The organism is Burkholderia sp. Ac-20365 (assembly GCF_017104715.1).
In the GTDB taxonomy this organism is placed as follows: Bacteria; Pseudomonadota; Gammaproteobacteria; order Burkholderiales; family Burkholderiaceae; genus Paraburkholderia.
In genome coordinates this window covers 1-24,321 of sequence record NZ_JAAGPI010000035.1, presented here as the reverse complement: position 1 = coordinate 24,321, position 24,321 = coordinate 1, and the positions used below count along the sequence as shown (strand labels likewise).

General features: G+C 62.9%; 27 protein-coding genes. 10 read left to right on the top strand and 17 right to left on the bottom strand.

From position 1 onward, the window contains the following. Positions 1-93 precede the first annotated feature (93 nt). The 4 genes from G3O01_RS36125 to G3O01_RS36110 all read right to left on the bottom strand — a co-directional run bounded on the left by G3O01_RS36125 (position 94) and on the right by G3O01_RS36110 (position 4,717). A complete protein-coding gene (locus G3O01_RS36125; protein WP_205811797.1) occupies positions 94-1,218 on the bottom strand; it encodes an aromatic ring-hydroxylating dioxygenase subunit alpha in 1,125 nt (374 codons plus the stop codon). A gap of 220 nt (positions 1,219-1,438) precedes the next feature. Further along, positions 1,439-2,995 (bottom strand): glycosyltransferase, encoded by a 1,557-nt coding sequence (locus tag G3O01_RS36120; RefSeq protein WP_205811796.1) that lies wholly within the window; start codon positions 2,993-2,995, stop codon positions 1,439-1,441. After that, on the bottom strand, positions 2,995-3,615 hold the full coding sequence (locus G3O01_RS36115; RefSeq protein ID WP_205811795.1) for a cytochrome b: 621 nt from the start codon (positions 3,613-3,615) through the stop codon (positions 2,995-2,997). The genes G3O01_RS36120 and G3O01_RS36115 overlap by 1 nt, the downstream gene beginning before the upstream one ends. A gap of 187 nt (positions 3,616-3,802) precedes the next feature. After that, the gene (locus tag G3O01_RS36110) at positions 3,803-4,717 is read right to left on the bottom strand and encodes a LysR family transcriptional regulator (protein WP_205811794.1); all 915 of its coding nucleotides are present in this window, start codon (positions 4,715-4,717) and stop codon (positions 3,803-3,805) included. Positions 4,718-4,878: 161 nt separating this feature from the next. On the opposite strand from G3O01_RS36110, the gene G3O01_RS36105 reads away from it, so the two are divergent. Further along, positions 4,879-5,859 (top strand): glutathione S-transferase family protein, encoded by a 981-nt coding sequence (locus G3O01_RS36105; RefSeq protein WP_205811793.1) that lies wholly within the window; start codon positions 4,879-4,881, stop codon positions 5,857-5,859. 47 nt (positions 5,860-5,906) lie between these two features. Beyond that, a complete protein-coding gene (locus tag G3O01_RS36100; protein ID WP_205811792.1) occupies positions 5,907-6,191 on the top strand; it encodes a hypothetical protein in 285 nt (94 codons plus the stop codon). Between the two features lie 718 nt (positions 6,192-6,909). Here G3O01_RS36100 and G3O01_RS36095 read toward each other — a convergent pair. From G3O01_RS36095 to G3O01_RS36075, 5 genes are all read right to left on the bottom strand, one after another. Next, positions 6,910-7,233 carry a thioredoxin family protein gene (locus tag G3O01_RS36095; RefSeq protein WP_205811791.1) on the bottom strand — a complete coding sequence of 108 codons (324 nt, stop codon included), beginning with the start codon at positions 7,231-7,233 and terminating at the stop codon, positions 6,910-6,912. 58 nt (positions 7,234-7,291) lie between these two features. Further along, on the bottom strand, positions 7,292-8,410 hold the full coding sequence (locus tag G3O01_RS36090; protein ID WP_346779249.1) for a 3-deoxy-7-phosphoheptulonate synthase: 1,119 nt from the start codon (positions 8,408-8,410) through the stop codon (positions 7,292-7,294). Between the two features lie 85 nt (positions 8,411-8,495). Beyond that, the gene (locus G3O01_RS36085; RefSeq protein ID WP_205811790.1) at positions 8,496-9,584 is read right to left on the bottom strand and encodes an alpha/beta fold hydrolase; all 1,089 of its coding nucleotides are present in this window, start codon (positions 9,582-9,584) and stop codon (positions 8,496-8,498) included. Positions 9,585-9,657: 73 nt separating this feature from the next. Next, positions 9,658-10,194, bottom strand: a complete 537-nt coding sequence (locus tag G3O01_RS36080) for an SRPBCC family protein (RefSeq protein ID WP_205811789.1) — start codon at positions 10,192-10,194, stop codon at positions 9,658-9,660. Between the two features lie 37 nt (positions 10,195-10,231). Further along, positions 10,232-11,695, bottom strand: coding sequence for a PLP-dependent aminotransferase family protein (locus G3O01_RS36075; RefSeq protein WP_205811788.1), 1,464 nt, complete (start codon positions 11,693-11,695; stop codon positions 10,232-10,234). 102 nt (positions 11,696-11,797) lie between these two features. Between G3O01_RS36075 and G3O01_RS36070 the strand changes: the two genes are divergently transcribed. Then, entirely contained in the window at positions 11,798-12,262 is a 465-nt protein-coding gene (locus G3O01_RS36070; protein WP_205811787.1) for a GNAT family N-acetyltransferase, read from the top strand. Here G3O01_RS36070 and G3O01_RS36065 read toward each other — a convergent pair. The 3 genes from G3O01_RS36065 to G3O01_RS36055 all read right to left on the bottom strand — a co-directional run bounded on the left by G3O01_RS36065 (position 12,259) and on the right by G3O01_RS36055 (position 14,838). After that, positions 12,259-12,840: a DUF3501 family protein gene (locus G3O01_RS36065; RefSeq protein WP_205811786.1), complete on the bottom strand. Its 582-nt coding sequence runs from the start codon at positions 12,838-12,840 to the stop codon at positions 12,259-12,261. The two genes, G3O01_RS36070 and G3O01_RS36065, sit on opposite strands and share 4 nt — an antisense overlap. Before the next feature lie 22 nt (positions 12,841-12,862). After that, entirely contained in the window at positions 12,863-14,200 is a 1,338-nt protein-coding gene (locus tag G3O01_RS36060; protein WP_205811785.1) for a heterodisulfide reductase-related iron-sulfur binding cluster, read from the bottom strand. A gap of 215 nt (positions 14,201-14,415) precedes the next feature. Then, positions 14,416-14,838 carry a rubrerythrin family protein gene (locus G3O01_RS36055; protein WP_205811784.1) on the bottom strand — a complete coding sequence of 141 codons (423 nt, stop codon included), beginning with the start codon at positions 14,836-14,838 and terminating at the stop codon, positions 14,416-14,418. Between the two features lie 217 nt (positions 14,839-15,055). Between G3O01_RS36055 and G3O01_RS36050 the strand changes: the two genes are divergently transcribed. The 3 genes from G3O01_RS36050 (at position 15,056) to G3O01_RS36040 (ending at position 16,629) form a co-directional block, all read left to right on the top strand. Continuing rightward, positions 15,056-15,415 carry a DUF3564 domain-containing protein gene (locus tag G3O01_RS36050; RefSeq protein ID WP_205811783.1) on the top strand — a complete coding sequence of 120 codons (360 nt, stop codon included), beginning with the start codon at positions 15,056-15,058 and terminating at the stop codon, positions 15,413-15,415. Positions 15,416-15,629: 214 nt separating this feature from the next. Then, the gene (locus G3O01_RS36045) at positions 15,630-16,379 is read left to right on the top strand and encodes a DNA/RNA non-specific endonuclease (protein ID WP_205811782.1); all 750 of its coding nucleotides are present in this window, start codon (positions 15,630-15,632) and stop codon (positions 16,377-16,379) included. Further along, positions 16,372-16,629 carry a hypothetical protein gene (locus G3O01_RS36040; protein ID WP_205811781.1) on the top strand — a complete coding sequence of 86 codons (258 nt, stop codon included), beginning with the start codon at positions 16,372-16,374 and terminating at the stop codon, positions 16,627-16,629. Before G3O01_RS36045 ends, G3O01_RS36040 begins: the two co-directional genes overlap by 8 nt. Here G3O01_RS36040 and G3O01_RS36035 read toward each other — a convergent pair. Next, positions 16,626-17,336 (bottom strand): Crp/Fnr family transcriptional regulator, encoded by a 711-nt coding sequence (locus G3O01_RS36035; protein ID WP_205811780.1) that lies wholly within the window; start codon positions 17,334-17,336, stop codon positions 16,626-16,628. The two genes, G3O01_RS36040 and G3O01_RS36035, sit on opposite strands and share 4 nt — an antisense overlap. Before the next feature lie 116 nt (positions 17,337-17,452). On the opposite strand from G3O01_RS36035, the gene G3O01_RS36030 reads away from it, so the two are divergent. Further along, the gene (locus G3O01_RS36030) at positions 17,453-17,995 is read left to right on the top strand and encodes an Mpo1-like protein (protein WP_205811779.1); all 543 of its coding nucleotides are present in this window, start codon (positions 17,453-17,455) and stop codon (positions 17,993-17,995) included. A 15-nt stretch (positions 17,996-18,010) separates the two neighbouring features. On the opposite strand, the gene rarD is transcribed toward G3O01_RS36030, so the two are convergent. Next, complete coding sequence (gene rarD, locus G3O01_RS36025; RefSeq protein ID WP_205811778.1) at positions 18,011-18,901, bottom strand: EamA family transporter RarD; 891 nt, start codon at positions 18,899-18,901, stop codon at positions 18,011-18,013. A 484-nt stretch (positions 18,902-19,385) separates the two neighbouring features. Between rarD and egtD the strand changes: the two genes are divergently transcribed. Next, positions 19,386-20,366, top strand: coding sequence for an L-histidine N(alpha)-methyltransferase (egtD, locus tag G3O01_RS36020; protein ID WP_205811777.1), 981 nt, complete (start codon positions 19,386-19,388; stop codon positions 20,364-20,366). 66 nt (positions 20,367-20,432) lie between these two features. Here the strand turns inward: egtD and G3O01_RS36015 are convergent, their stop codons facing one another. Then, positions 20,433-20,729, bottom strand: a complete 297-nt coding sequence (locus G3O01_RS36015) for an acylphosphatase (RefSeq protein ID WP_205811776.1) — start codon at positions 20,727-20,729, stop codon at positions 20,433-20,435. Between the two features lie 187 nt (positions 20,730-20,916). Here G3O01_RS36015 and hpnA point away from each other — a divergent pair, with 187 nt between their 5' ends. Beyond that, the gene (gene hpnA / locus G3O01_RS36010; protein ID WP_205811775.1) at positions 20,917-21,924 is read left to right on the top strand and encodes a hopanoid-associated sugar epimerase; all 1,008 of its coding nucleotides are present in this window, start codon (positions 20,917-20,919) and stop codon (positions 21,922-21,924) included. A gap of 108 nt (positions 21,925-22,032) precedes the next feature. Then, positions 22,033-22,554 carry a hypothetical protein gene (locus G3O01_RS36005; protein WP_205811774.1) on the top strand — a complete coding sequence of 174 codons (522 nt, stop codon included), beginning with the start codon at positions 22,033-22,035 and terminating at the stop codon, positions 22,552-22,554. A gap of 51 nt (positions 22,555-22,605) precedes the next feature. On the opposite strand, the gene G3O01_RS36000 is transcribed toward G3O01_RS36005, so the two are convergent. Together G3O01_RS36000 and G3O01_RS35995 are read right to left on the bottom strand one after the other, a co-directional pair. After that, a complete protein-coding gene (locus G3O01_RS36000) occupies positions 22,606-23,277 on the bottom strand; it encodes a lytic transglycosylase domain-containing protein (protein WP_205811773.1) in 672 nt (223 codons plus the stop codon). Next, positions 23,274-24,321, bottom strand: a 1,048-nt coding sequence (locus G3O01_RS35995) for a glycosyltransferase (protein WP_205811772.1), incomplete at its 5' end; no start/stop codon positions are given. The genes G3O01_RS35995 and G3O01_RS36000, both read right to left, overlap by 4 nt.

The window sequence follows — 24,321 nt, the reverse complement described above, 5'->3', positions numbered from 1 at the left end:
CGTGAAGAAAATCGCGGTGAATGCGAGGCGCCGAACGTTCAGGCGCCGGACCTCGCTAACGTCCGATCAATGGCCGTTTGAAACGCCGGATGCTCAAACGGCAACCGACTCCGCCGCAGGTTCGATGGGAATCACCCGCCGCGCCGCCGGCGCGCCGCATTGACGCAGCAGATCGCGCAACTCGTTGATCACCGGGAAGACTTCGTGGTTCCAGTCGGCGCCTTGCGCGTCGTGCGCGGCCTGTTCGAGTTCGACGATCCAGCGGTCTTCCTTGAAAATGCGCTCGGTGAACCACACCAGCAGCGGCCACGCGATGTCGAGCAATGCGCCGATTTTCGGCCTCTTCACGGACAGCAGGCCGAACGTGCGATTGGTGCGCTGCTCACGGTCGAGCGGGATGTAACAGATCCACAGGTCCATCACGATCGTGCCATCCGATGTTCGGATTCGCAGCGTCTGATACGGATACTGCGTGCGGATCGTCATTACATCCTTGTGCTCGACCTTGGTCTTGTTGCGGCTCTGCCCGAACACGAGCGCCTCGCCGATGGGCTGCTGGCCCTCTTCGCGCGAGAACGTGTAGTCCACTTCGACCCAGTCGTCGCCGCGCCGCCGGCCGAGCGAACGTGCGCGCATCTTGCCCATCTGCTTGCGGTGCAGGAACTGATGGTTCATGTCCATCAGGTTTTCGTGCATGAACGAGTAGTGGCAGCCCACCTCGCGCCCGAAGCGCCGCGTCTTGTACGCCTTGTCGGCGACGGAGCCGAGCGGCGGCAGCGGCGTGCTCTCGGCGAGCGTGGCGTCGCCGGGAAACACGAAAATCAGCCCTTCCGATTCGCGGCACGGATACGCGCGCACGCCATTCGGCAGGCGCTCGCGACCGAGATAAGGCACATCGATGCATTTGCCCGAGCAGTCGTAGGTCCAGCCGTGGTAACCGCAGCGGATCGCCTCGCCGTCGACCACGCCGCCGCTCAGCGGCACCTGCCGGTGCGCGCAGCGATCTTCCAGCGCGAACACCTTGCCCGCTTCGCTGCGTGCCAGCACGATCGGCTCGCCGGCAAAGCGCACGGCAAGCGTTTTTCCGCGCTTCACTTCGCGCGACCATGAAACGGGGTACCAGTAGTCGGGATGAATATCGACGCGGCGCAGATCGCGTACGGCGGGTTTGGACGGGTTATCGGTGGAATTACTGTCCAACGGAGCGACTACATGCATGAAAGAGACCTCCAGGCACAACGGTCGGCTGGTCACGTGGGACCGAGCCGGTGTGATAGTTAGAAAACCGGTGTCCCGAGCAGTCTACTAGAAGTCGCCACGGAGATTCATGAGGGCTGACCGCCGGTAGGCGACACAGATCGCCTACCGGTCAGCAAAAGTCAGTCCCGGCGCGTTGCGAGCCAGCCCGCCGCGCCGGGGGTCGTTGCAGTCGCAACGCTCATTGCGTGCTGTGTGTCGCGCCGACCAGACCCGAGCGATGCTGCGTGCCCCAGGTCTTGCCGCCGCGCAGGAATTGCAGCCAGCCGAGTGCCGCGCCCGCGTGGCGCAGCAACTGGAACGTGAACGGCTCGGCGATCGCGGCGGCGACGGCCATCGGCAGGCTCGTGCCGCGCGTGAGGCCCGTCCAGCGGCGATACAGATGGATGCTCCACACGTAGAACGCGAGATCGATTGCCGTCTTCAGGCCGATCACGCTGAAAATCGACACGACGATCGGCCCGTGTCCGCCGAACACGAAACCTAGCAGCAGCGCGAAGGCCGTCAGGCCGTAAATGGGCTGCATCGTGTCGAACGCCTTGACGGGCAGCATCAGCCGCCCGAGCGTGCCGTAGCGGGCGTTGCCAGTCATGTCGCGGTTCCAGTATTGCGTCTGCAGGAAGCCCGCGAACCAGCGGCGGCGCTGGCGCAGGAACTGGCCGAGTTCCGCGGGCGCTTCCGTCTGCGCGTGCGCGTCGCCGACCACGCGCACTTCCCAGCCGAGGTCGTGATCGACGGAATAGCGGCGCAGGCGGTGAATCAGTTCGTAATCTTCGACGAGACATTGCGCATCGAAGCCGCCGACAGCGACCAGCGCCTCACGACGGAACGACGCAAACGCACCCGATACCAGCAGCAGGCTGTCGGCGCGCATCCACGCGAAACGTGCGATGAAGTTGCGCATGTATTCGTAAGTCTGGAACCACTGGAACACGCGCCCACTCGCCGTGCGGTTGCAGACAGGCACGAGGATGCCCGTGGCCGCGACCAGCTTCGGCGTGTGCGCGAAGGCGGCGCGCATGGCGAGGGTGGCGTTGTCGGCGAGCAAGGTGTCGGCGTCGACGGTCATGACCGTGTCCGTGGTCATGACTTCGATCGCGGCGTTCAGCGCGAGCGCCTTGCCGCCGTGCGGCACGCGCAGCCAGTACAGGTTCGGATAGCGGCTGCTCGGCGCGCTCAGCGCGCCGGGCGCGGGCTCGCTCAGACCGAAGTGGCTGGTCAGCAGAGCGCGGGTGCCGTCGGTCGAGCCGTCGTCGGCGATCACGATCTGCGCGGGTCCGTGCGACTGCCGCAGCAGCGCGGCGAGCGTCACGGGCAGCACGGCCGCTTCGTTGTGCGCGGCGACGATCACGCCCATGGTCGGCAGGTTCGCGGTGTCGGCCGAACGATGCGCGGGCAACGAGCGGCGCATCAGCGGCAATGTTTTCACGGTGACGAACGCGAGCAGCAGCGTGTCGTACAGCACGTAGGCGATGCCCGTCGACCACGCGAACGCGCCGTGCAGGAAAAACGCGCGCGCGAACAGCAGCAGCCAAAGCGCCGTCACGCTGCCGTGAATCACGGCGCTCTGCCACGTGCCCTTGCGCGGGTTGATGCGCGGCGACGCGGCGGCCAGCGCTTCGCGCAGCGAGCGCTGCGGGCCCGCGCTGCGCGTTGCAGCAGGCTCGGACGACAGGCTGTGATTGATCAGCGTGACGTCGTCCGTCAGCGTGGCATCTTCAGTCACGTCGATATCCATTACGGCACCATCCGCTTGATGACGGAATGACGGTCGAGCAGTTCATGCTTCAACGCGCCGCCGATATGCATCGCCAGCAGCGCATACAGCCCGTAGCCAAGATACGTGTGCAGCATGCCGAACTTGTCGTGCAGCGGTTCTTTCACGGCGGGATCGAGATTCATGATCAAACCGATACGCGGAAACGGAATCACGCCGAACAGGTGCATGGGGTGCGTCGCCGCGGCCTTCCACGCGGAATCGTGCATCCAGCCCGACAGCGGCAGCGCGATCATGATGAAGTACAGCAGGAAATGTGCGACATGAGCGGCCATGCGCTCCCACGATGGAAACTCACGCGGCAACGGCGGCGGCCGGTGCGATGCGCGCCACAGCACGCGCAGCAACGCGAGGCCGAGCACCGTGATGCCGATCGACTTGTGCGTGTCGATGACGGGGCGCACCCAGTCGTCCGGCAATGAATCGGCTGACAGGCCAAGCACCACATTGACGATGATGAGCACCGCAATGAGCCAGTGCAGGATCATCGCCGTGCGTGTGTAGCGCGACGCGTGCGCGGGCGTGGAAAGCGTGTCGATGCCGTCGCGCGAGGCCGTGCGGGAAGTTGTCGATGTGTTCATGAGCCGTTCTGGTTGGAAATCGGTAGGGGGCGGCGAAAGCAATCTGCAAGCGGCGCTGGGATCGTTCAATACTGCCGCGCACTGCAATCGTCTTAACAACAGAACGCCCCATCCGGTCGCTTTATTCCTTCAACGTGCGAACCACGCGTTTCCGTCGCATTTCCGGATGTTTCAGGCAACCCGGCGTTCACGCGAACTGGTCGATTCCCTGCACGAGGCGTTTTGCGAGGCGCGGCTCGCGAAGCTGGTCGAGCCACCATTTCAGTGCGCGGCCTTCCTGATCGCCGCGCCACGCGACATACAGCACATTGGGTTCCCGGGGATCGGCGGTGGGCTTTTCGACCAGTTCGCCGCGCTTGAGCAGCGACGCGACGCGCTGGCGCGGCAGCCAGCCGACACCGAGCCCGTCGCGCTGAGCGAGGATTTTCGCACGCATGCTGGGCACCGCGAGCGAAGTCTGGCCGCCGAGCAGCCCGTAAGCGCGGCCGCTCGCGCGCGACGAATCGGCGACGACGATGCCGCGCTGCTTCGCGATCTGCTCGCGCCGCAACGGCTCCTTGATGCTCGCGAATGCATGCCGGGGCGACACGGCGAACACCCAGTCGACCACGCCGAGTTCGAACCAGCGCAGGCCCGGAATGGCGGGCGGCTCGTTGGTCGCGCCGACGATCAGGTCGGCGCGGCCGTCGCGCAGCGCTTCCCATGTGCCGCTGAGCACTTCTGTCGTCAGACGCAGCTTGACGCCCGATTGCAGCGCGTCGAACGCATGGACGACGGGCATGAAGGTTTCGAATTCCATCAGTTCGTCGGTGACGATCCACAGGCGGTCTTCCCAGCCGCTCGCGATCTGCCGCACGCGCTGCGTCATGCGCGACACGTCCTGCATCAGGCGCGCCGCCTCTTCGGCGAGCAGCTGCCCGGCGGGCGTCAGTTGCAGACGATAGCGGCGGCGGTCGAACAGCAGCGCGTCGAAGCGCGTTTCGAGCTGGCGTGCCGCGTGCGACACCGTCGACGGCGCCTTGCCGAGCCGCGCCGCCGCGCGCGACAGGCTGCCGCTTTCGCGTATCGCTTCGAGCAGCGCAAGCTCTTCGTCCGTCAACATGTGCGAACCTGTCGAATGAGATCAACGGGAAAATCGTACGGCAAAACTTGAACCGGGGTCCATCATAGGGTCTTCTGCCGATGCCTTGCCGCGCGGCTAACATCGCAGCGGCGGCACGCATGGCGCGCTGGTTCAGGATGCAGGACGCAAGGAGCACCGAAATGGGATTGTTAGTCGACGGAAAATGGCAGGACAAGTGGTATGACACGGCATCGACGGGCGGGCGCTTCGTGCGCACGGACGCCATCTTCCGCAACTGGGTGACGCCCGACGGCGAAGCGGGCCCGAGCGGCAGCGACGGCTTCGAAGCGGAAGCGGGCCGTTATCACCTGTATGTGAGCCTTGCATGCCCGTGGGCGCATCGCACGCTGATCGTGCGCGCGCTGAAGGGGCTGGAGGACATAATCAGCGTCTCGGTCGTGCACTGGCTGATGCTGGAAGACGGCTGGACTTTCGCCGACGGTCCGGGCGTCGTGCCCGACACGCTCAATCACGCGAAGTATCTGCGCGACGTTTACGTCGCCGCCGACGCGCATTACACAGGCCGAGTAACGGTGCCGATCCTGTGGGACAAACATCAGCGGACGATCGTGAACAACGAGTCGTCGGAGATCATCCGCATGTTGAACTCGGCGTTCGACGAACTCGGCGCGGAGCCGGGCGACTTCTACCCGCCGCCGCTGCGCGCGGAGATCGACGCGATCAACGCGCGCGTCTACGACACGGTCAACAACGGCGTCTACAAGTCGGGCTTCGCGACGACGCAGGCCGCATATGAAGAAGCCGTCGTGCCGCTATTCGACACGCTCGACTGGCTGGAGAAAAAGCTGGCGACGCAGCGCTTCCTGACCGGCAACCGGTTGACGGAAGCGGACATCCGGCTCTTCACGACGCTGATCCGTTTCGACGCGGTGTATCACGGCCACTTCAAGTGCAATCTGCGGCGTATCGCGGATTATCCGAATCTGTCGGCCTATACGCGCGATATTTATCAGCATCCGGGCGTTGCAGCGACAGTGAACTTCGAGCACATCAAGTGGCATTACTACGAGAGCCATCGATCGGTGAATCCGACGGGGATTGTGCCGCTTGGTCCGGTGCAGGACTTCAGTGCGCTGCATGATCGCAAGCGGTTTGTGTGAGGGCGTAGACTGGCGGGCTAATCGGATTTCGTAGAACGGAGACGCTCATGCTACGCAAGACACGTACTGCCTCGCAGCTACAGGATGAAGTGAGCAGGCGCATTCATCGCGCGCCAGAGGTTGTCGAAGATGGCGTGAAGATTCGCGTGCCGCGCCCGCAGTTGCAGGAGCCGGACGCAAGCGGTTGCAACTGGACGATGAAGCACTTTGGTAATGCGATTGGGTTTGAGCGCACGGTGGATGCGGCGCTTAAGGATGTGCAGAAGGAATATAACCTGTCGGAAGACACTAAGGATTTGAATAGCCTGTTTGGGGATTTGCCGGAAGGGTGACGCTGGGTGGTTTTTTTTGGGGGTTTTGCGCTGGCATCCGCGGTTTGTTATCGGTTTGCTAGCGTTGCCCCTGTGCGGGGCGGCACTTACTTTCTTTGCCGCCGCAAAGAAAGTAAGCAAAGAAAGCGGGCTAACACCGCCCGCTCTTGACCACCGCCTGAGGGCCCACAGCAGTTCTTCCGCTTCACACGGCAACCACTCCGTTTGATACGCGTTGCCAACGCCTTGAATAATCGCCTCACCTTCTTCAATCATCCGTAGCGCAGCCGGCGGCAGCGAATGGTTACGGCCGCCCAGGTGGCAAACTGTGTGTAGGTCGAAGTGCTTCACACGTCAGCGCTCCTACGACACCGATCGTGCTTTTAAGTCCGGAGTGAAGCGCATGCGGCGCGAAAACCTACACACAGTTTGCCGCTATAGAACGTGGGAGATTTGATCGCGTATGTGGCGACGCTGGAGTGTGAAGCGGGTGAAGCGCCGATTCAAGGCGCAGGCAACCGGCGGTGACTGAGAGGTTGCCGCATGAAGGAGAGGACCCGTTGGGGGCCCTCAGGCGGTGGTCAAGAATTAGCGGTGTTCAGCGGCTTTCTTTTGCCTACTTTTCTTTGCCGCGGCAAAGAAAAGTAGGTGCCGCCCCGCACAGGGGCAACGCTAGCAAACCACTAACAAACCGCGGATGCCAGCGCAAAAACAAAAGCAAAAGCAAAAACAAAAAACTTCAGGCAACAGCAGCAAACGCCTGCTCGATCTGACCAGCATCAGTAGGCCGCACCACCCGCGCAACCTCCACGCCATCGCGCATAAAAACCAGGGTCGGCCACAACTTGACCTTAAACGACCGCCCAAGCGGCCGGCCGGGCCCATCCTCGATCTTGAGATGCCGCGTCCCCGGATGCGAAGCAAAGGCCTTCCCGATCACCGGCTGCGCCCCCTGACAATACCCGCACCAGTCGGTGCCGAACTCGACAACAGTCACGCCCGTCATCGCATCGACATCTTCACGACTCGGCGCGGTCTTCGAATAGGGATTCGCGTTAGTCATAAGCCTCCAGACACAGGACAACAACACGGCGCTAGCCAGCAAACATCAAACCCTGCCCTCAGCCTGCACGTCGCGCGCGAACCGCCTGCGCAAGCACCTCGAGCACAGGCTCAGTCTGAGTCCAGCCAATGCAGGCATCGGTAATCGACACTCCGCGAGCAAGCGGCACACCCGGCTTCAGATCCTGCCGCCCCGCTTCCAGATGGCTCTCGATCATCACACCGACGATGCGCTTCTCACCGCCCGTCAGCTGATTGGCCAGATCCTGCGCGACTTCGATCTGCCGCTCATGCGACTTGTTCGAGTTCGCGTGCGAGCAATCGACCATCACCTGCTCACGCAAACCGACCTTGCGCAACGCAGCGCATGCTTCCTCGACGCCCGCCGCGTCGTAGTTCGGCCCCTTCTTGCCACCACGCAAGATAACGTGCGCATCGTCGTTGCCGCGCGTCTCGAAGATCGCCGCCATGCCCATCTTCGTCATTCCCATGAACGCGTGGCTCGCAGCAGCCGCAACGATCGCATCGGCTGCAATCTGCACGCCGCCATCGGTACCGTTCTTGAAGCCAATAGGACACGACAGCCCCGACGCAAGCTGCCGGTGGCTCTGGCTTTCCGTCGTGCGCGCGCCGATCGCGCCCCACGCGATCAGATCCGCGATGTACTGCGGGCTCAACAGATCGAGAAACTCCGTGCCCGTCGGCAGACCGAGCCCGCTGATTTCGAGCAGCAGTTCCCGCGCACGCCGCAAGCCTTCGTTGATCCGGAAGCTGCCATCCAGGCGCGGATCGTTGATATAGCCCTTCCAGCCGACCGTCGTACGCGGCTTCTCGAAGTACACACGCATCACGATCATCAGATCGTCGCGCAGCGCGTCTGCGGCTGTCTTCAGCTTGTGCGCGTATTCCATCGCCTGATCGTGGTCGTGGATCGAACACGGGCCGACGACGACAACCAGCCGGTCATCGCGACCATGCAGGATATCGGCGATTTCGACGCGGCTCTTCTCGACCAGCGTCTGCACGCCTGGCGGGCACGGCAGTTCGTCGAGCAGCAGCGCCGGCGAAATCAGCGGACGTACCGCGCCGATGCGCGTGTCGTCGATGCGCGTGGTGTCCTGAGTGGAATCGGCGACGCCGGCTTCCTGGTCGCGTGTGGGGTTGTCGATGCGGCTCACGTTATTCTCCAGCTCTGCATTTTGGGGCGAACGTCGATTATCGCACTCGCCGCGCTGGCGGCGCAGCCGGCCTCCCGCGCGGGCGTCAGCCGCCGTTCATCAACTGGATCAGATACGGCTTCCACACTTCTGGATGCGCGAGCGTCTGGTGCCCATACGACTGCGCCGTTTCCGGCATCTCGACATAGCGCCCTTGCGGCACCTTGCCGATCAGCCGCTGCATCACGTTGAGATCGGTGGCGTTGATCAGATCGTCGGCGAAATTGACGGCAAACAGCCGGCCGCGGATCGCGCCGAGATCCGGCTCCGGGTTGTAATCCCACGACGACTCGAACCAGTACAGCACGTCGTTCGGATCGGTTTTCGCGGCATCGGCGACAAGCGATTCCGTCAGGCGCGTCGCCGACGCGCGGTCGGGCGCCTGCTCCTGCATGCGCGCCGCGTTGCCCGTAATCAGCGTGAAGATGGGCATCACGCGCGTCCATTGCACGGGCGGCGCGGTGTAGTTGCCGTCCTGCCAGCCCGGATCATTGCGGATCGCGCCGACGATCATCTGCCGCCACAGCCAGTTGCGGCCCGCCATCGCGATCGGCTGGCTGGCGATCGGCATCAGCGCGTCGGCCATGCCCGGATAGCGCTCGCCCCACATCCACGTCTGCATGCCGCCCATCGATGTGCCGAGCACCAGCTTCAGATGCCGCACCTTCAGCCCTTCGACCAGCAGCCGGTGATTCGCTTCGACTACATCGCCATAGCCGTAGTGCGGAAACTTCGTGCGCATGCCGTCGCTCGGCTTGCTCGAGCCGCCGCGTCCGAGGCCATCGGGAATGACGATGAAGTAGCGTTGCGTGTCGAGCGGCTCGTCGGTCGCGAACAGTTCCTTGCGCATCAGCGGCGTGAGAAACGCCTTGCCCGTACCCGTCGTGCCGTGCAGCAGCAGTACGGCATTCGTAATGTCGCCGTGCGCATCGCGCTTCGGCGTGCCGAGCGTCACGTAATGAATCCGCAGTTCGGGAAAGATCGTGCCGTCGGAAAAATGAAAGTCATGCGCGATGAAATCGGCCGCATGTTCGGTGGGATCGGTTGAAGCGTCGGCGGCGTGCGCGGCAGGCAAGGTCTGCGAAAAGGCGAACGCGCTCAATAGCGCAAGGCGGGTGAAAATCGAACGAAACACTGTTGGTCTCCGTCAACGTGCACGCGATGGCTTGCGATCGTACACGATGACGGAAACCCTTGCCGGGCGACGCTCACAGCGCGTCGTAGCGTGCCTTGATGCCTTCGAACATCGTCCAGAACGATGCTGGCGCGGTACCGTTCAGGCGTTCGCGCAACACGTCGAGATGGCTATGCCAGCCGGGGCCGACATCGAGTTGCTCGTCGCGGCCCGACAGATTGCGATGCGTGAGCACGAGCTTCACCTGCTCGCCTGCTTCCGATAGCTCGAAGGTCACTTCCGAAAGATTGTCCTGAATGCTGCCCCACGTGAACGCGAGCACATGCGGCGGCTCGAAGCGCAACAGCCGATGCAGCGAGTCATGCCCGCCAGCGTACTGCCGATACGGCTCTGGCGGAAGCTCAGGCGCGGCGGACAGTAACGAGTGATCGAAGCGCATCATGAAGTCGCCACCGGACTGCACCGGCAGCGCGCCCGATGCAAGCCACTGGCTGCGCCTGTCGGACTCGGTCAGATAGGCCCACACGCGTTCAATCGGGCCGGGAAGCAGACGTTCGAAACGCACGACCTGCGTGCCGTCGAAAACGCCGAGTGCTTCGTTCTGGTTCATTGTGTTTCTCCCTTGTTTGCTTGTGATCTGCCGCGCGTCACCGCATCAGAACCCGAATCGCCGCGCCGAGTTCGCCAACGAGCCTGTCGGCCATCTCGGGGCGCACACCCGCATAACCGAGCATGAAGCCGTTATAGCGCTCCGCGCCTTCGCCCTGATGGCAATACGTGCTCAACGGCGAGACCGAAATGCGTTGGTCGCGCAGCGCATTGCTGACATCGCGATCCAGCAGCGGCGCGTCGAGGCGCATCGTCAGATGCATACCGCTACCGTCTGACGACACCGTCACGAGATCGTTCATATGCGTGTAGATCGCGCTGACCATCGCTTCGCGCCGCTGCTGATAGATGCGGCGCATGCGCCGCAAATGCCGCGCGTATTTGCCGCTCTCGATGAAATCCGCCAGCGCAATCTGGTCCGCGACGCGCCCTTGCCTCGACATCTCGCCGATCACGCTGCCGATCTCCGGCGCGAGGCTCGCCGGTACGATCATGAAACCGATGCGCAGCGCCGGAAACATCGTCTTGCTGAAGGTGCCGAGATAAACGACCGGCGCGGCATCGCGCAGGCCTTGCACCGACGGCAGCGGCGGGCCGCTGTGGCGCAATTCGCTGTCGTAGTCGTCCTCGATGATCCACGCACCGCGCTCGACGATATTGTCGATGATCGACCAGCGCCGCTCCAGGCTCAGCACGCTGCCAAGTGGATACTGATGCGACGGCGTAATGTAGACAAGGCGCGGCGGCGTGCGTTGCCAGTGCGCTAGCGTGGGCGCGAGTCCGGCAGCATCGACGGGAATCGGCACGATGTTCAGGCCCGCAGCCTGGAACGCGATGCGCGCGCCCTGATAGCCGGGGTTCTCGAGCCACGCGGTGTCGCCGGGATCGGCGAGCATGCGCGCGCACAGGTCGAGGCTCGTGTGCGTGCCCGACGTGATGAACACCTGCTCGGCCGTGCAACGCACACCGCGCGACACGCGCACGTATTCCGCGACCGCGCGCCTGAGCGACGGGTGGCCTGCGTAATTGCCGTAGCCGAGATCGCGTGTATCGACGGCGCGCCACGCGCGTTCCATCGACGTACGCCATTGCGCGACGGGAAATTCGTCCAGCGCCGGCACGCCCGCCTGAAACGGCGAAGGAATGCCACGCGTGCCGCGATCACGCGGCAAGCCTGCAACACGCTGCGCCAGACGGCTGACGGGCGGAACGGCGGCGGCTTGCGCATCAGCGGCTGGCGTCGCAACACAACTGACAACCGACCCATGCCTGCTCGCCGCGATAAAACCCTCTTCGGCAAGCCGTTCATACGCGTACAGCACCGAGTTGCGCGCGATACCCAGTTGCTCGGCGAGCGCGCGCGTCGGCACTAGCTGACTGCCGTGGCGAATATCGCCGTTCAGAATGGCATGACGCAGGCTTTCGTAAAGCAAACTTTGCTGCGTGAGCTTGCGGCCGGGCGCCTGGCTCGCGAAGCTCGACATCAACAGCCCGTAGTCCAATTGCGTGGCTCCAGATTTTGCATTCGACGTGGAGCTAACAATGGTGCCACAGAAACCCTATGCTTCGACAATACCCGTCGCTATAAGAAAGGAGCGCTACCCGTGACGCAAGCTGTGAAGATCCGCCCCGTCGTTCCCGCCGATTACGAAGCCTGGCTGCCGTTGTGGGACGGCTATAACCGTTTCTATGGCCGCTTCGATGACACGGCGCTGCCGCGCGAAATCACGCAGCTCACGTGGGCGCGTTTCTTCGACGGACTGGAGCCGATGCACGCGATGGTCGCCGAGCGCGCCGACGGCACGCTGGTCGGCCTCGTGCATTACCTGTACCACCGCAGCACGCTGATGGCGGGGCCGACCTGCTATCTGCACGACCTGTTCACGCTCGATTCGGAGCGCGGCAAAGGCGTAGGCCGCGCGTTGATCGAAGCCGTCTATGCAGCCGCAAAGGCCGCGCACGCCGAGCGCGTGTACTGGCTCACGCACGAGACAAACAAAACGGCGATGCAGCTTTACGACAAGGTCGCGGATCTGTCCGGCTTCGTCGTGTATCGAAAGCCGCTTTAATTCAGGTCTTTCACGAGCGAGCGGCGCACGTCGTCCGCAACCGGCTGCAATTCGACGGGATACCCAGGATGATCGCAGCCGATCTGCAACGCGGCGCCGTCACGCAGACGCGCTTTCATGGCAGGCGTCAGTTCGAAGCGCACGAAATGCACGGCTGAGGTCTTCTCGTTGTTCTCGCGTTCGAGGTCTTCGTCGGCGATCGCGTAGACGGGTTCTTCGCCGTCCACCTTCATGAACACGCTGTCCTCGATGCCGATCAGGCGCGCAAGCGCCGCGCGCCGCTCGACTTCGTTGACATACTCGATCTGCATCGTCGCCTTGAAGTTGCTGCCGTCGGGCACGAGCGGCAGATACGCTTCGAGTTCGCCCTGTATGCCGTCTTCGTCGAAGATCTTTTCGATGTGCAGCATCTCCTGGATCTGATAGCGGATCGTCAGTTCGTCTTCGAACAGGAACGTCAGGTGGTTGCCCAGCCGCACGATGCGGTTCTTCTTGTGCTCGATCACCTGCTCGCGCATCGTCTTGCGCTGCTTCGCATAGTTTTCGAGCGACAACAGGGAGTTCCTCGCGATGCTCATCGTTTTCCTCGCAGAGTGAAGATCAAAGGCCGTAGGCCTTGCGCAGCAATGTCAGCGGATGCGCGAGTTGCGCTTTCGGCAAGCTGTTTTCGTCGAATCCCTGTTCGATGTGATGACCGGCAAGCTGGCAATCGGACGAAATGAAATCGGGTTGCGGCTGCGCCATCGCCTTGAAAACGGGCGTGCCGATCTTCATCGCCATCGCGTGAAATTCTTTCTTCACGCCGAAGGTGCCTGCGTGACCAGAGCATCTTTCAACTACCGTTACCTGCGTATCGGGCACGAGCGCGAACGTCTCCGACGTCTTGCGTCCAATGTTCTGCACCCGCGCATGACACGGCACGTGATACGAGACCTTGCCGAGCGGCGTTTTGAAGTCGGTCTTGAGCAGACCATCGCGATGACGCGATACGAAGTACTCGAACGGATCCCAGAACGCTTCACTCACCGCGCGCACGTCGGCGTCGCCGGGGAACATCAGCGGTAGCTCGTGCTTGTACATCAGCACGCAACTCGGAATCGCGCCGATGATCGCGTAGCCTTCGCGCGCATAACGCGCGAGCACCGGCATGTTCTTCTCTTTCTTCGCGGCGACGCCTTGCAGATTGCCTTGCTCGAGCAGCGGCATGCCGCAGCATGCCTCGCTGGATACGAGTTCGTACGGAATCTCGTTGTGCGCGAGCACAGCGAGCAGATCGTGACCGATGCCGGGCTCGTTGAAATTCACGTAGCAGGTTGCGTAGATCGCGACCTTGCCGGGCGTGCGCTCGCCGTCCTTCGTCTGCACTTGCGGCGATTTCTTCGCGGCACTGCGAAACTTGCGCGTTGCGAAGTCGGGAAGCCATGCGTCCTTGTCGACGCCCAGCGCGTTTTCCATCAGACCGCGCGCCGCCTTCGTGTGATTCACCGCGTTGACCGTCTGCGTGACGATCGGAATACCGGCGAACGTGCCGAGCGCATCGGTATTCGACAGAAACTTGTCGCGCAACTGCACTTCGCCGCGTTTGAATGCGGCCGCCTTCGCGCGCAGCATCAGATGCGGAAAATCGACGTTCCATTGATGCGGCGGCACGTAGGGGCATTTCGTCATGTAGCACAGGTCGCACAGATAGCATTGGTCGACCACGGCGCCGAATTTCTTCTTGTCGACCTCGTGCGCCTCGCCGGTGTCCGTTTCATCGACGAGATCGAACAGCGCGGGAAACGCGCCGCATAGCGACACGCAACGCCTGCAACCTGCGCAGATGTCGAACACGCGCGTCAATTCTTCGTCGATCGCATTCTGATCGTAGAACGCGTCCGATTGCCAGTCGAGCGGATGGCGAATCGGCGCTTCGAGACTGCCTTCCTTTTGAGGCATGGCTTCAGTCTCCTGGCCCATGCAGGGCTGTGGGGGATTTTATGCGCTTCGTTATCGAATGCGCGTTCGTTGTTTTGTTCGCATGCGGTGCACGAAATCGCGATCGTCTCGCTTCGTCTCGCGCTTATTTCGCAATGTCGCGTTCCGTCTGCATGCCAAGCCTGCAGCAGACGGAACCGACACCATGCACCGGCCAGACCTCCGGTGCGTACAACTCAGTCGACCAGTGCTTCGAGCGCCTTCGTGTACCTATTCGCGTGACTGCGCTCCGCCTTTGCCAGCGTTTCGAACCAGTTCGCGATTTCGTCGAAGCCTTCTTCACGTGCCGTCTTCGCCATGCCGGGATACATGTCGGTGTATTCGTGCGTTTCACCCGCAATGGCCGCCTGCAGGTTCAGGCGCGATGAACCGAATGGCAGCCCCGTCGCCGGATCGCCCGAGACTTCCAGATACTCGAGGTGACCGTGCGCGTGGCCCGTTTCGCCTTCGGCTGTCGAACGGAATAGCGCCGCGACGTCGTTCTGTCCCTCGACATCGGCCTTCGCTGCAAAGTACAGATAGCGGCGATTGGCCTGTGATTCACCCGCAAATGCGGCCTTCAGATTCTCCTCCGTCTTCGAACCCTTGAGTTGCGACATCTGAGCCTCCATCCAAAGCCTGTATGTGGGAGCGCGTTTCTATAGGCAACGACCGGCCAGACGCGCGCACCTGAGCCGTGCCTTAAATCTAGGATTTCGGTGATGCGTTCCCAATTGGGTTTTTCAATCCAGCCGATAGCTGTTTGCCTTGCATAACGGTCAGCCCGCAGTAGACTGAGGAAGCGCACACATTCAACTTTCACCGGGGGATTTCTGCATGCGGCTGACGATACTGATCAACGGTTCGGACCCCACCGTCAATCACGATTACGCCGTGCTATGGCTCGACACCGACGAACGTCGCTGGTCGAGAGAAGCACACGATGGGATCGACCTGCCCCCATGGGGCGAACTTTATGACGCCAACGGCGTCACCCAGCTCTGCGCACCGAGCGCGGATGCACCTTTATGCACCCTGAATGGCCTGCACGTGGACGGACGGCAGCGGGTCAGTTCGGTACAAGGTAGCGCGGCGTGGTCGTCGGACCGGACGCACTCGCCGATGAGCGGCTACTGGCGCCTTCAGGCCGTCGACCGCCTGCCCGTCAATGCCGAACACAGCGTGTTCGGACGCTAAGCCTGCTTCGTATTCGAGCCCGCGTCGCTCATCCCCTGGCGCGCGCGGGCCTTCTTCACGGCAATCCCCATTCGCGTAGAACTTGCCCTGCGGCAATGCGTCGTGACGCTTTTGCCATTCCTCGCAGCACCACCGCGTAACGGCATGTAAGCCCTTGCATTGTGCATAGGTCGCACGGCTATACTTGCGGCCCCCTCATTCGCATTTCCCATCTATGAAGAAGTGGTTAGTCAGCCTGCTTATCATGGCCGCGAGCCATGTATCGGCGGCAACGTCGTGCACGGATTTCACGCCCAACGCCCAGTGGCCCGTGCTCACGAACGCGAAAATGACACCGAAGTCGCGCATGCTGTGCTATTCGGATTTCGCTGTTCTGCATTCAGGCATCACGCATGGTCCGCTGTGGTCCGCCGAGCATCTGACGCGCGACCATATCGAAGCCGCGAAAGACATGGTGCGCACCAACAAGTTCTTCGAGGACACGCGGCTGCCCGACGGTGAAGGCGCGACGCTCGCCGACTACAAGCGCAGCGGCTTCGACCGCGGTCATATGAGCCCCGCCGGCAACCGATGGAATCCCGACGCGATGGCACAATCGTTCTCGCTCGCGAACATCGTCCCGCAGAATCGCGTGAACAACCAGCGCCTGTGGTCGCACATCGAAACGGCCGTGCGCAAGCTGACCGTGAAGTACGACGACACGTATGTTGTCACGGGCCCGATGTTCTCCGGCTCGCAATTGCAGACCATTGGACCAACGCGCGTATTCGTGCCGACGCAGTTGTTCAAGGTCGTCTACGTGCCGTCGAAGAAGCTCGCGTTTGCGATCGTCGTCGACAACGTCGCGACTGACCGCTACGAGGTGAAGTCCGTGCATGAGCTTGAATCGATGAGCGGCATCCGCTTTCCGGGCATTCCGGAAGGCCTTAAAGACCAGCGTCCGGGAGGGCTGAAAGGTGTTTAAAGCGTATTCGAACGACGACGACGTCCTCAACATTCAGGGCGACGCCCTTACTGTCTCCAACGGCACGACGCGCGTCGTCGTGAACGGCACGCTCGACATCACGAAGGACAAGCGCGGCCTGAAAGCGGCGCTGGCGCTGAAAGAAGCGATCGACGGCATCGTCGCCGCGCTTCAGGCGGAAGCGCACTTGCCGGATCAGGTGAAGGAAGAGCCCGACGCGAAGCCGGGCGTGATCGACAATCCGTTCTAACGTCCGCCGCTATCCGTCGATGCAGCGAACGCTCGCAGCTTCTCTGCATCGACAATCTCGATCTCCGCGTAGCGCAGCGCGAGCGCGCCTTGCGTTTCAAACTGCCTGAGGATCTGATTGGTGGTTTGACGCGAGAGCGCCAGCATCATCGCGAGATCTTCCTGCGGCACCTTGAGCACGCGGCGCAGCGCGCCCGCGTCGCTGCCGCCGTATCCCTCTGCCATCAGCAAGAGACGCCGCGCGATGCGTTGCGCGGCGGGTAACAGCGCGGCTTCTTCGATTGCATCGAATGCGAGGCGCAGCTTGTGTGTGAGCAGCAGGCCGAATGCATGCCAGAACGCGGGCGTGCGTTGGAGCAGCGCAGTTAGCGGCGCGCGCGGCACATGAAACAGCAGCGTGTCGCGCTCCGCGTAGGCATCGTGCGTACGCGTCTGGCCGTCGAACAGCGCAATCTCCCCGAACCAGTTCACCGGCTCGATCACCGCGAGCAATGCTTCCTTGCCGCTTGCACTTGCCGCGCCTATTCGCATCAAGCCATCCAGCACGCAATAGAAGCCGTCGTCGGCATCGCCCCGATTGAAGAGGCGCTGACCCGCCGGCAGTTGCCGCGTGCGTCCGAGTTCGAGCAATTGCGTGCGCAACGCATCAGGCGCGGTGCGAAACCACGCGCTGCGGTCGAGCAGATTGATAAGCTCAGTCGATGTCATCGTTCGATGCGCTTTGACGGTCGAATAACGCCTGATGGGTTCGAATTGTCGGCTAGCCGAATGTGTCGCAGCGCGCCGCTCGCGATTATGATGACTTTCGAAAAGAAACGGCATCCATGAGAACGCTCACCGACCAGCTCGCGCAATACGCCGCCTATCATCGCGACCGCCGCAACATCGCGACGCACTTCATCGGCATTCCGATGATCGTGCTCGCGCTCGCCGTGCTGCTCAGCCGGCCCGCATGGACTATCGCGACGCTGCCGTGCGCGGTGTCGCCGGCGTGGGTGCTGTTCGGTCTGAGCGTGATCTACTACTTCACGCTCGACGTGGCGCTCGGATTGATGATGACGGTCGTGTCGGTGTTATGCGTTGCATGTGGCGCGTGGCTCGCGCAGCAGCCTGTCTTGACGTGGCTTGCGTCCGGAATCGGCCTGTTCGTGGTCGGCTGGGTGTTCCAGTTCGTGGGACATGTCGCGTATGAACATCGCAAGCCCGCCTTCGTCGACGATGTGGTTGGCCTGTTGATCGGACCGCTGTTCGTGCTCGCCGAAGCGCTGTTCGCGTTTGGCTGGCGCCCCGCGTTGCGTGAAGCAATCGAAGCCAGAGTCGGCCCGACGCGGCTCGACGCAGCGCATGCAGCAGCGCGTCATCGTTAGAGAAACGGCAACGGCTCAACGCGGCGCAAGCAACCGCGCGCTATGCAACGCGGTCAATCCGACCGCAATCCAGATCGGCACATACGTGCCAAGCTGTTGCGCGGTGAGGCTCTCGCCAAGCAGCGTCACGGAGACGATCACCAGCAACACCGGCTCGACGTAGCCGAGAATGCCGAACAGCGCCATCGGCAGCAAACGGCTTGCTTTCAGGTAGGTAGCGAGTGCGATCGTGCTGAGCGCGCCAAGCCCCGGCAGCAACAGCAGCCACATGTCGATGCGACCCGACAGCAGCGCGAGCGAGCCGCCCTGCAGCGCCATCGCAAGCGCGAAAGGCAGCAGCAGCGAGATTTCGATTGCGAACGCCGTCAGCGAATCAGCATTGATCTTGCGGCGCAACACGAAGTACGGCGGATATCCGATCGCGACCAGCAGCGTCGGCCACGAGAATGCGTGCGTCACCCAAAGCTCGTGCAGCACGCCGAGCGCCGCGAACGCAACCGCAAGCCACTGCAGCGGCTCCAGGCGCTCCCGATAGTAAAAGCGGCCGATCAGCACCATCGACAGCGGCAACAGGAAATAGCCAAGCGACACTTCCAGCATCCGTCCATGCAACGGCGCCCACAGGAACACCCAGATCTGTGCGCCAAGCAGCACGGCGCTCACGACCAGCGTCAGTGCCGTACGCGGCTCGCGGATCACGCGCTGCAACAACGCGCGCAGGTGCGGCAGGCGCGAACGCAGTGCGATCAGCGTGAAAGCGCCCGGCACGGTCCAGATCACGCGCCAGGCGAAGAGATCGAGGCCCGTCAGCGGCGTGAGCAGCTTCGCGTACACGGACATCAGGGCGAATAGCGTCGATGCGCTCACGGAGAACGCGATGCCGCGTCCCGGTTGATAGGCGCTCATCGGCTGGTCCGCTGCGAAAGGTCAGGCGTGCAGCGCGGTGCGATGTCGCGAGATGTGTCGTCCATAGTTAAGTCTTGTTTTAACTGCGCGGCGCGAGCGGTACCCCAGTCAGCGGGCACGTCTTCGCGTGAAGCGCGCATTCTAGCCGTTGTGCGCGAGTCGCCCGCGTTTTCGCGCCGTGCACTTCCCGTGCACATTCACGCGCGATGGACTATAAAAACTAACTTCACTATCCGCGCCGCATGACGTCGGCGAATCGTCGGCGGAAACACGTGCCTGTTTTTTGCTTCCGTGTTCCGTTCATAGCCGCATCGCGGCTTTCAATCTGCTTGTGCGCGTTCAACGCACGAACGCAGACACGCGCCGGTCATCGATCGCGCTCACGCTTGTAAGGCCTGAACGCACCGGTCCACTCACTCCAACGCATTCGCTCTTCCGCAGTAGTCCGCAGGCCATCACTGGAACGAGACAATACGGAGCCAACATGACTCAGCCAGCCGTATCGCACCATCTGTCGCACGACGTATCGCCGGAATTCGCCGCCGCCGTTCGCGCTGGCCTCAGCAAGCATCCGCAGAAAGAATTGCCGTCGAAGTATCTCTACGACGAAGTGGGTTCGGCCCTCTTTGAAGTGATCACCGCGCTGCCCGAATACGGCGTCACGCGCGCCGAAGAGCGCCTGCTCGCCGAGCACGCGAGCGATATCGTCGCGCACCTGCCGCACGATGCAATCGTCGCGGAACTGGGCAGCGGCAGCGGCCGCAAGACGCGCCGCATCCTCGAAGCGCTCTGCAAAAAACGCCCCACGACTTACAGCCCGATTGAAATTTCGCGCACCGCTTTGCAATTGTGTCGCCGCGAACTCGGCGATATCGAACGCATTTCGATCGTCGGATATGAGCGCGATTACCTCGCCGGCCTCGCCGAAGTGAGCAAGCGCCGCGCGAAAGACGAACCGCTGCTCGTGCTGTTTCTGGGCAGCACGATTGGCAATTTCGGCCGGCTCGCGGCGACGCGTTTTCTGCGCGACATCCGCAATATGCTCGCGCCCGGCGACGCGCTGCTGCTCGGCACCGACCTCGAAAAGCCGGTACCCGTGCTGATTTCCGCGTACGACGATCCCATCGGCGTGACGGCCGCGTTCAACCTGAATCTGCTCGCGCGGATCAACCGCGAGCTGGACGGCGATTTCCCCCTCGATGCCTTCGAGCACGTCGCGCGCTTCAATCCGGATGTGCGCAGCATCGAAATGCATCTGCGCGCGAAGCGCCGCGTGCAAGCACAGGTTCACGCCGCGAAGCTGACAGTCGAGTTACAGGAAGGCGAGACGATCTGGACGGAAAGCAGCCACAAGTATCGTCCGGAAGAACTGCACGCGATCGCCGACGACGCAAACTTCACGTGCAGTCATCAATGGATCGAGCGCGATTGGGGCTTTGCGGAAAGCCTGCTGGTAGCGCGTTGATTGTGCAGTAAGCAACGAAGAAGCGCGCGGGCACACGCCGGCGCGCTTTTTTTCAACCGCTGCGACTCAATGCTGTTCGAAGCGCTCGAAGCGTTTGTCGCTGGCGCGCTCTTCGTGCGTAACTTCCGTCACGCGCGCCGCCGGCGGCCCATGACGCAGCCAGGACAGCATCCGGTCGACCTGATTCGCCGGCCCTTGCAACATCGCTTCGACAGAACCGTCTTCCAGATTCGCCACCCATCCGCGGATGCCGAGCGCGTGCGCCTGGCGCACCGTCGCGTGACGAAAGCCGACGCCCTGTACCATGCCGCGCACCCGCACGTAATACGTTTCGAGCCGCGAATCGAGATCCGTGCCGGACATGCTCTTACCTCCTTTATGCGTTTCCATGCCTTTCAGGCGTTTACGCGGGCATTCTAGTCGCGCCGAGCGCGCTTTGCTCACGCGCTTTTCTCGTCCTTCGACGCGCTAAGGCCGTGAGCGCGGCGTGCGGCATCGGCAGCACGTACAATCCGACCTCTGCGAACCTTCAACCACGTCCCAGCAAGCAATGACCGATCAAACCCGCGATCTCGTACTCGTCACCGGCGCATCCGGTTTCGTCGGCTCGGCCGTCGCACGCATCGCGCAGCAGAAAGGCTTTGCGGTGCGCGTGCTCGTGCGTCCGACCAGCCCGCGCCGCAACGTCGAATCGCTCGATGCGGAAATTGCCGTCGGCGACATGCGAGACGAAGCGTCGATGCGCGCCGCGCTGCGCGGCGTGCGTTATCTGCTGCACGTCGCGGCGGATTACCGGCTGTGGGCGCCGGACCCGCTCGAGATCGAACGCTCGAATCTGGAAGGCACTGAAGCGACCATGCGCGCTGCTTTGAAGGAAGGCGTCGAGCGCATCGTGTACACCAGCAGTGTCGCGACGCTGAAGGTGACGGACTCGGGCGCATCCGTCGATGAAACCTCGCCGATGACGCCGCAACAGGCTATCGGCGTGTACAAGCGCAGCAAGGTACTGGCGGAACGCGCTGTGGAACGGATGATCGCGAACGACGGCCTGCCCGCCGTGATCGTCAATCCGTCGACACCGATCGGTCCACGCGATGTGAAGCCGACACCGACGGGCCGCGTCATTGTCGAGGCGGCGCTCGGCAAGATGCCCGCGTTCGTCGATACGGGCCTGAATCTCGTGCACGTCGATGATGTCGCAATGGGCCATTTCCTCGCGCTCGAACGCGGCAAGATCGGCGAGCGCTACATTCTCGGCGGCGAAAATCTGCCGCTCCAGCAGATGCTCGCGGATATCGCCGGCATGGTCGGACGCAAGCCGCCGACCATCGCGCTGCCGCGCTGGCCGCTCTATCCGCTCGCGATGGGCGCGGAAGCCGTCGCGAAGTTCACGAAGCGCGAGCCGTTCGTCACCGTCGACGCACTGAAGATGTCGAAGAACAAGATGTACTTCACGTCGGCGAAAGCGGAGCGCGAACTCGGCTACCAAGCGCGGCCGTATCGCGAAGGTCTGCGCGACGCACTCGACTGGTTCCGCGAGTCCGGCTATCTGAAATGAGGTCTCGCAAGCGGTTCGCACACGCTTTGTTACAACTCGCGTTGCCGACACGAAAGCTGCCGTCAGCACGCAGAAGGTAAAATCGCGGGTCTTACCAGAGAACTACGCATGAATCTTCAGGAACAGATTGGCGCGCTCGAATCGGAAGTCGATCAGCTCATTCACGCTGCCACGGCTTCGCGCGAAGCCAAAGCCGAGGCGATCGACCAGCACGTGAACGGCGAACAGACGGCGGTTGCCGACGCGCCCGTTGAGACTGCTGCTGCCGAACCGCAAGCGCAGGAAGCCGAGCCCGTCGCGCAAGAGAAGCCGACGCTGCATATCGAGCGCCCGAGCCAGAACGAAATCACGATGACGATCGGCGGCAAGTCGGTCACGCTGCATCCGCTGCAACTGGGTCAGCTGATCGAAGAACTGTCGAACGCGCGCGCGTCGATGCAACCCGAAGTCCCGCCGAACCTGCCTTCCGGCTGGCATTTCGTGTCGACGAAAAATCCGGTCATGGCTGCGCAGAAGCAGTCGAACGGCGACCGCCTGCTGGTGTTGCGCCACACCGGCCACGGCTGGGTGCCGTTCCAGTTCTCGCCGGACATGGTTATCCAGATGTACATGATGCTGACGCAGAAGTGATGCGGGACGGCCCGGCTGGCCGTCCACCGCGCGCCTGACGCAGCTTCAGGTTCAGTGCGACAGCGGCAGTATCGCGTTGAGCAGGCTGGTCGCGCGCTGAGAAACGCTCGGGCTGCTCGCCGCATCGGGGATGGGACTCATGTAGACCACGGGCCCGATACACAGCGACGTGTAGCGCGCATCGCACCCGCCGTCGCGCGACGGCAGCGGCTGGTCCACGCCCGCGACCGCGCTGGCGTCCGCGTCCACCACGTCCGCGAACGACTTCACGCGGCCGGTCACTTTCTCCGCGTACGCCTGCGATCCGCCGTAGCTCTTCAACGCGGCGTTCAGGTCACCGCCCGCCGATTTCACGTAGCCGTACAGAATCGCCGAACCGACTTCGATGTTGGTTTCCGGATCGGTCAGATCCTTCACGTCCTTCAGCATGCGCCTGTGCGCGCCGGGCACGACCTGCATCAGCCCCGTCGCGCCGTTGCCGCCTTTGGCCTTTTCCTTGAAGCGCGATTCGATCGAGATGATCGCGAGAATCAGCGCGGGCGGCAGCGCGTATTTCTCCGACGCGGCGCGCACCGCGTTGGAGATCTGCTCGGCCTTCTCTTTCGCGAGGCCGAATTTCTGGCGCAGATAGTCGGAGGTGTGGTCGGGACGGGTCTGATCGTCGGCAATTGCGCTCTGCATCAGGCCGAGCGCAAGGGCGATCAGGCAGACGGCCCGCTTCATTGATTGGTCCCGGCGGGCGCCTGCACACGCGCCTTCCATTGACCGCCCTTGCCGCGCCAGTAACGCACGGCCGAGCCGAACGTCGCGCTGACGTAGAACAGCGCGATCAGCGGCAGGAACGGCGCCCACAGCGGCGAGCGCTGGTAGTAACGCAGCATCGGCGCATACGCGCAGCACATCGCGGCCCACGCGAGCCACGCCGGCCAGCCCTTCGGTCCGAGCAAGATGGCGACGATGGGCGGCACCAGATAGATGATCGTCATGCCGAGCAGCGTGCCCGCCAGCAGCCACGCGGAATACCGCAGCTGCGTGAACGCGGTGCGCGCGATCATGTTCCAGATTTCGCGCCAGCTATCGTACGGACGCAGCGAGATGCTGCGCGCCGCCACGTCGAGACGGATCGGATGGCGGCCTTCGCCGCGATGCTTGATGCGCGCGGCAAGGCTGCAATCGTCGATCAATTCGGCGCGGATCGACTCGATTCCGCCCGCTTCTTCCAGCGCCGTGCGGCGCACCAGCATGCAGCCGCCAGCCGCGCCCGCCGTGCGGTTGCGCGGGTTGTTGACCCACGAGAACGGGTACAGCTTCGCGAAGAAGAACACGAAAGCGGGGATCAGCGCCTTTTCCCAGAACGAATCGCAGCGCAGGCGGACCATCAGCGAGACGAGATCGCGCTTTTCGGCGTCGGCGCGCATCACGAGCTGCGTGAGCGCGTCGGCCGGATGGCCGATGTCGGCGTCTGTCAGCAGCAGATATTCCGGCGTGTAACCGAGCGAGCGCGCCGCCTCGATGCCTTGCGACTGCGCCCAGACCTTGCCCGACCAGCCGGCTGGCAGAGGCTTCGCGCTGATCACCGTCAAGCGGTCCGGGCATTGCAGCGCGAGCGCAGCGGCGCGGGCGGCGTCGGCGGTGCCGTCGGTGCTGTGGTCGTCGACGACGATCACGTGAAATTCGCCCGGATAGTCCTGCGTGAGCAGCGACGTGACGGCCCGCGCGATCACGTCGGCTTCATTGCGCGCCGGCACGACGGCGGCGACGCCCGGA

Coding starts and splice junctions, on each gene's coding strand:
- G3O01_RS36045 (WP_205811782.1), top strand. CDS start 15,630: ATGAAGAAGTGGTTAGTCAGCCTGCTTATCATGGCCGCGAGCCATGTA.
- G3O01_RS36115 (WP_205811795.1), bottom strand. CDS start 3,615: ATGAACACATCGACAACTTCCCGCACGGCCTCGCGCGACGGCATCGAC.
- G3O01_RS36030 (WP_205811779.1), top strand. CDS start 17,453: ATGAGAACGCTCACCGACCAGCTCGCGCAATACGCCGCCTATCATCGC.
- G3O01_RS36120 (WP_205811796.1), bottom strand. CDS start 2,995: ATGGATATCGACGTGACTGAAGATGCCACGCTGACGGACGACGTCACG.
- G3O01_RS36000 (WP_205811773.1), bottom strand. CDS start 23,277: ATGAAGCGGGCCGTCTGCCTGATCGCCCTTGCGCTCGGCCTGATGCAG.
- G3O01_RS36035 (WP_205811780.1), bottom strand. CDS start 17,336: ATGACATCGACTGAGCTTATCAATCTGCTCGACCGCAGCGCGTGGTTT.
- G3O01_RS36080 (WP_205811789.1), bottom strand. CDS start 10,194: ATGAACCAGAACGAAGCACTCGGCGTTTTCGACGGCACGCAGGTCGTG.
- G3O01_RS36050 (WP_205811783.1), top strand. CDS start 15,056: ATGCGGCTGACGATACTGATCAACGGTTCGGACCCCACCGTCAATCAC.
- G3O01_RS36060 (WP_205811785.1), bottom strand. CDS start 14,200: ATGCCTCAAAAGGAAGGCAGTCTCGAAGCGCCGATTCGCCATCCGCTC.
- G3O01_RS36095 (WP_205811791.1), bottom strand. CDS start 7,233: ATGACTAACGCGAATCCCTATTCGAAGACCGCGCCGAGTCGTGAAGAT.
- hpnA (WP_205811775.1), top strand. CDS start 20,917: ATGACCGATCAAACCCGCGATCTCGTACTCGTCACCGGCGCATCCGGT.
- G3O01_RS36065 (WP_205811786.1), bottom strand. CDS start 12,840: ATGAGCATCGCGAGGAACTCCCTGTTGTCGCTCGAAAACTATGCGAAG.
- G3O01_RS36110 (WP_205811794.1), bottom strand. CDS start 4,717: ATGTTGACGGACGAAGAGCTTGCGCTGCTCGAAGCGATACGCGAAAGC.
- G3O01_RS36005 (WP_205811774.1), top strand. CDS start 22,033: ATGAATCTTCAGGAACAGATTGGCGCGCTCGAATCGGAAGTCGATCAG.
- G3O01_RS36055 (WP_205811784.1), bottom strand. CDS start 14,838: ATGTCGCAACTCAAGGGTTCGAAGACGGAGGAGAATCTGAAGGCCGCA.
- G3O01_RS36015 (WP_205811776.1), bottom strand. CDS start 20,729: ATGTCCGGCACGGATCTCGATTCGCGGCTCGAAACGTATTACGTGCGG.
- G3O01_RS36100 (WP_205811792.1), top strand. CDS start 5,907: ATGCTACGCAAGACACGTACTGCCTCGCAGCTACAGGATGAAGTGAGC.
- G3O01_RS36125 (WP_205811797.1), bottom strand. CDS start 1,218: ATGCATGTAGTCGCTCCGTTGGACAGTAATTCCACCGATAACCCGTCC.
- G3O01_RS36105 (WP_205811793.1), top strand. CDS start 4,879: ATGGGATTGTTAGTCGACGGAAAATGGCAGGACAAGTGGTATGACACG.
- rarD (WP_205811778.1), bottom strand. CDS start 18,901: ATGAGCGCCTATCAACCGGGACGCGGCATCGCGTTCTCCGTGAGCGCA.
- egtD (WP_205811777.1), top strand. CDS start 19,386: ATGACTCAGCCAGCCGTATCGCACCATCTGTCGCACGACGTATCGCCG.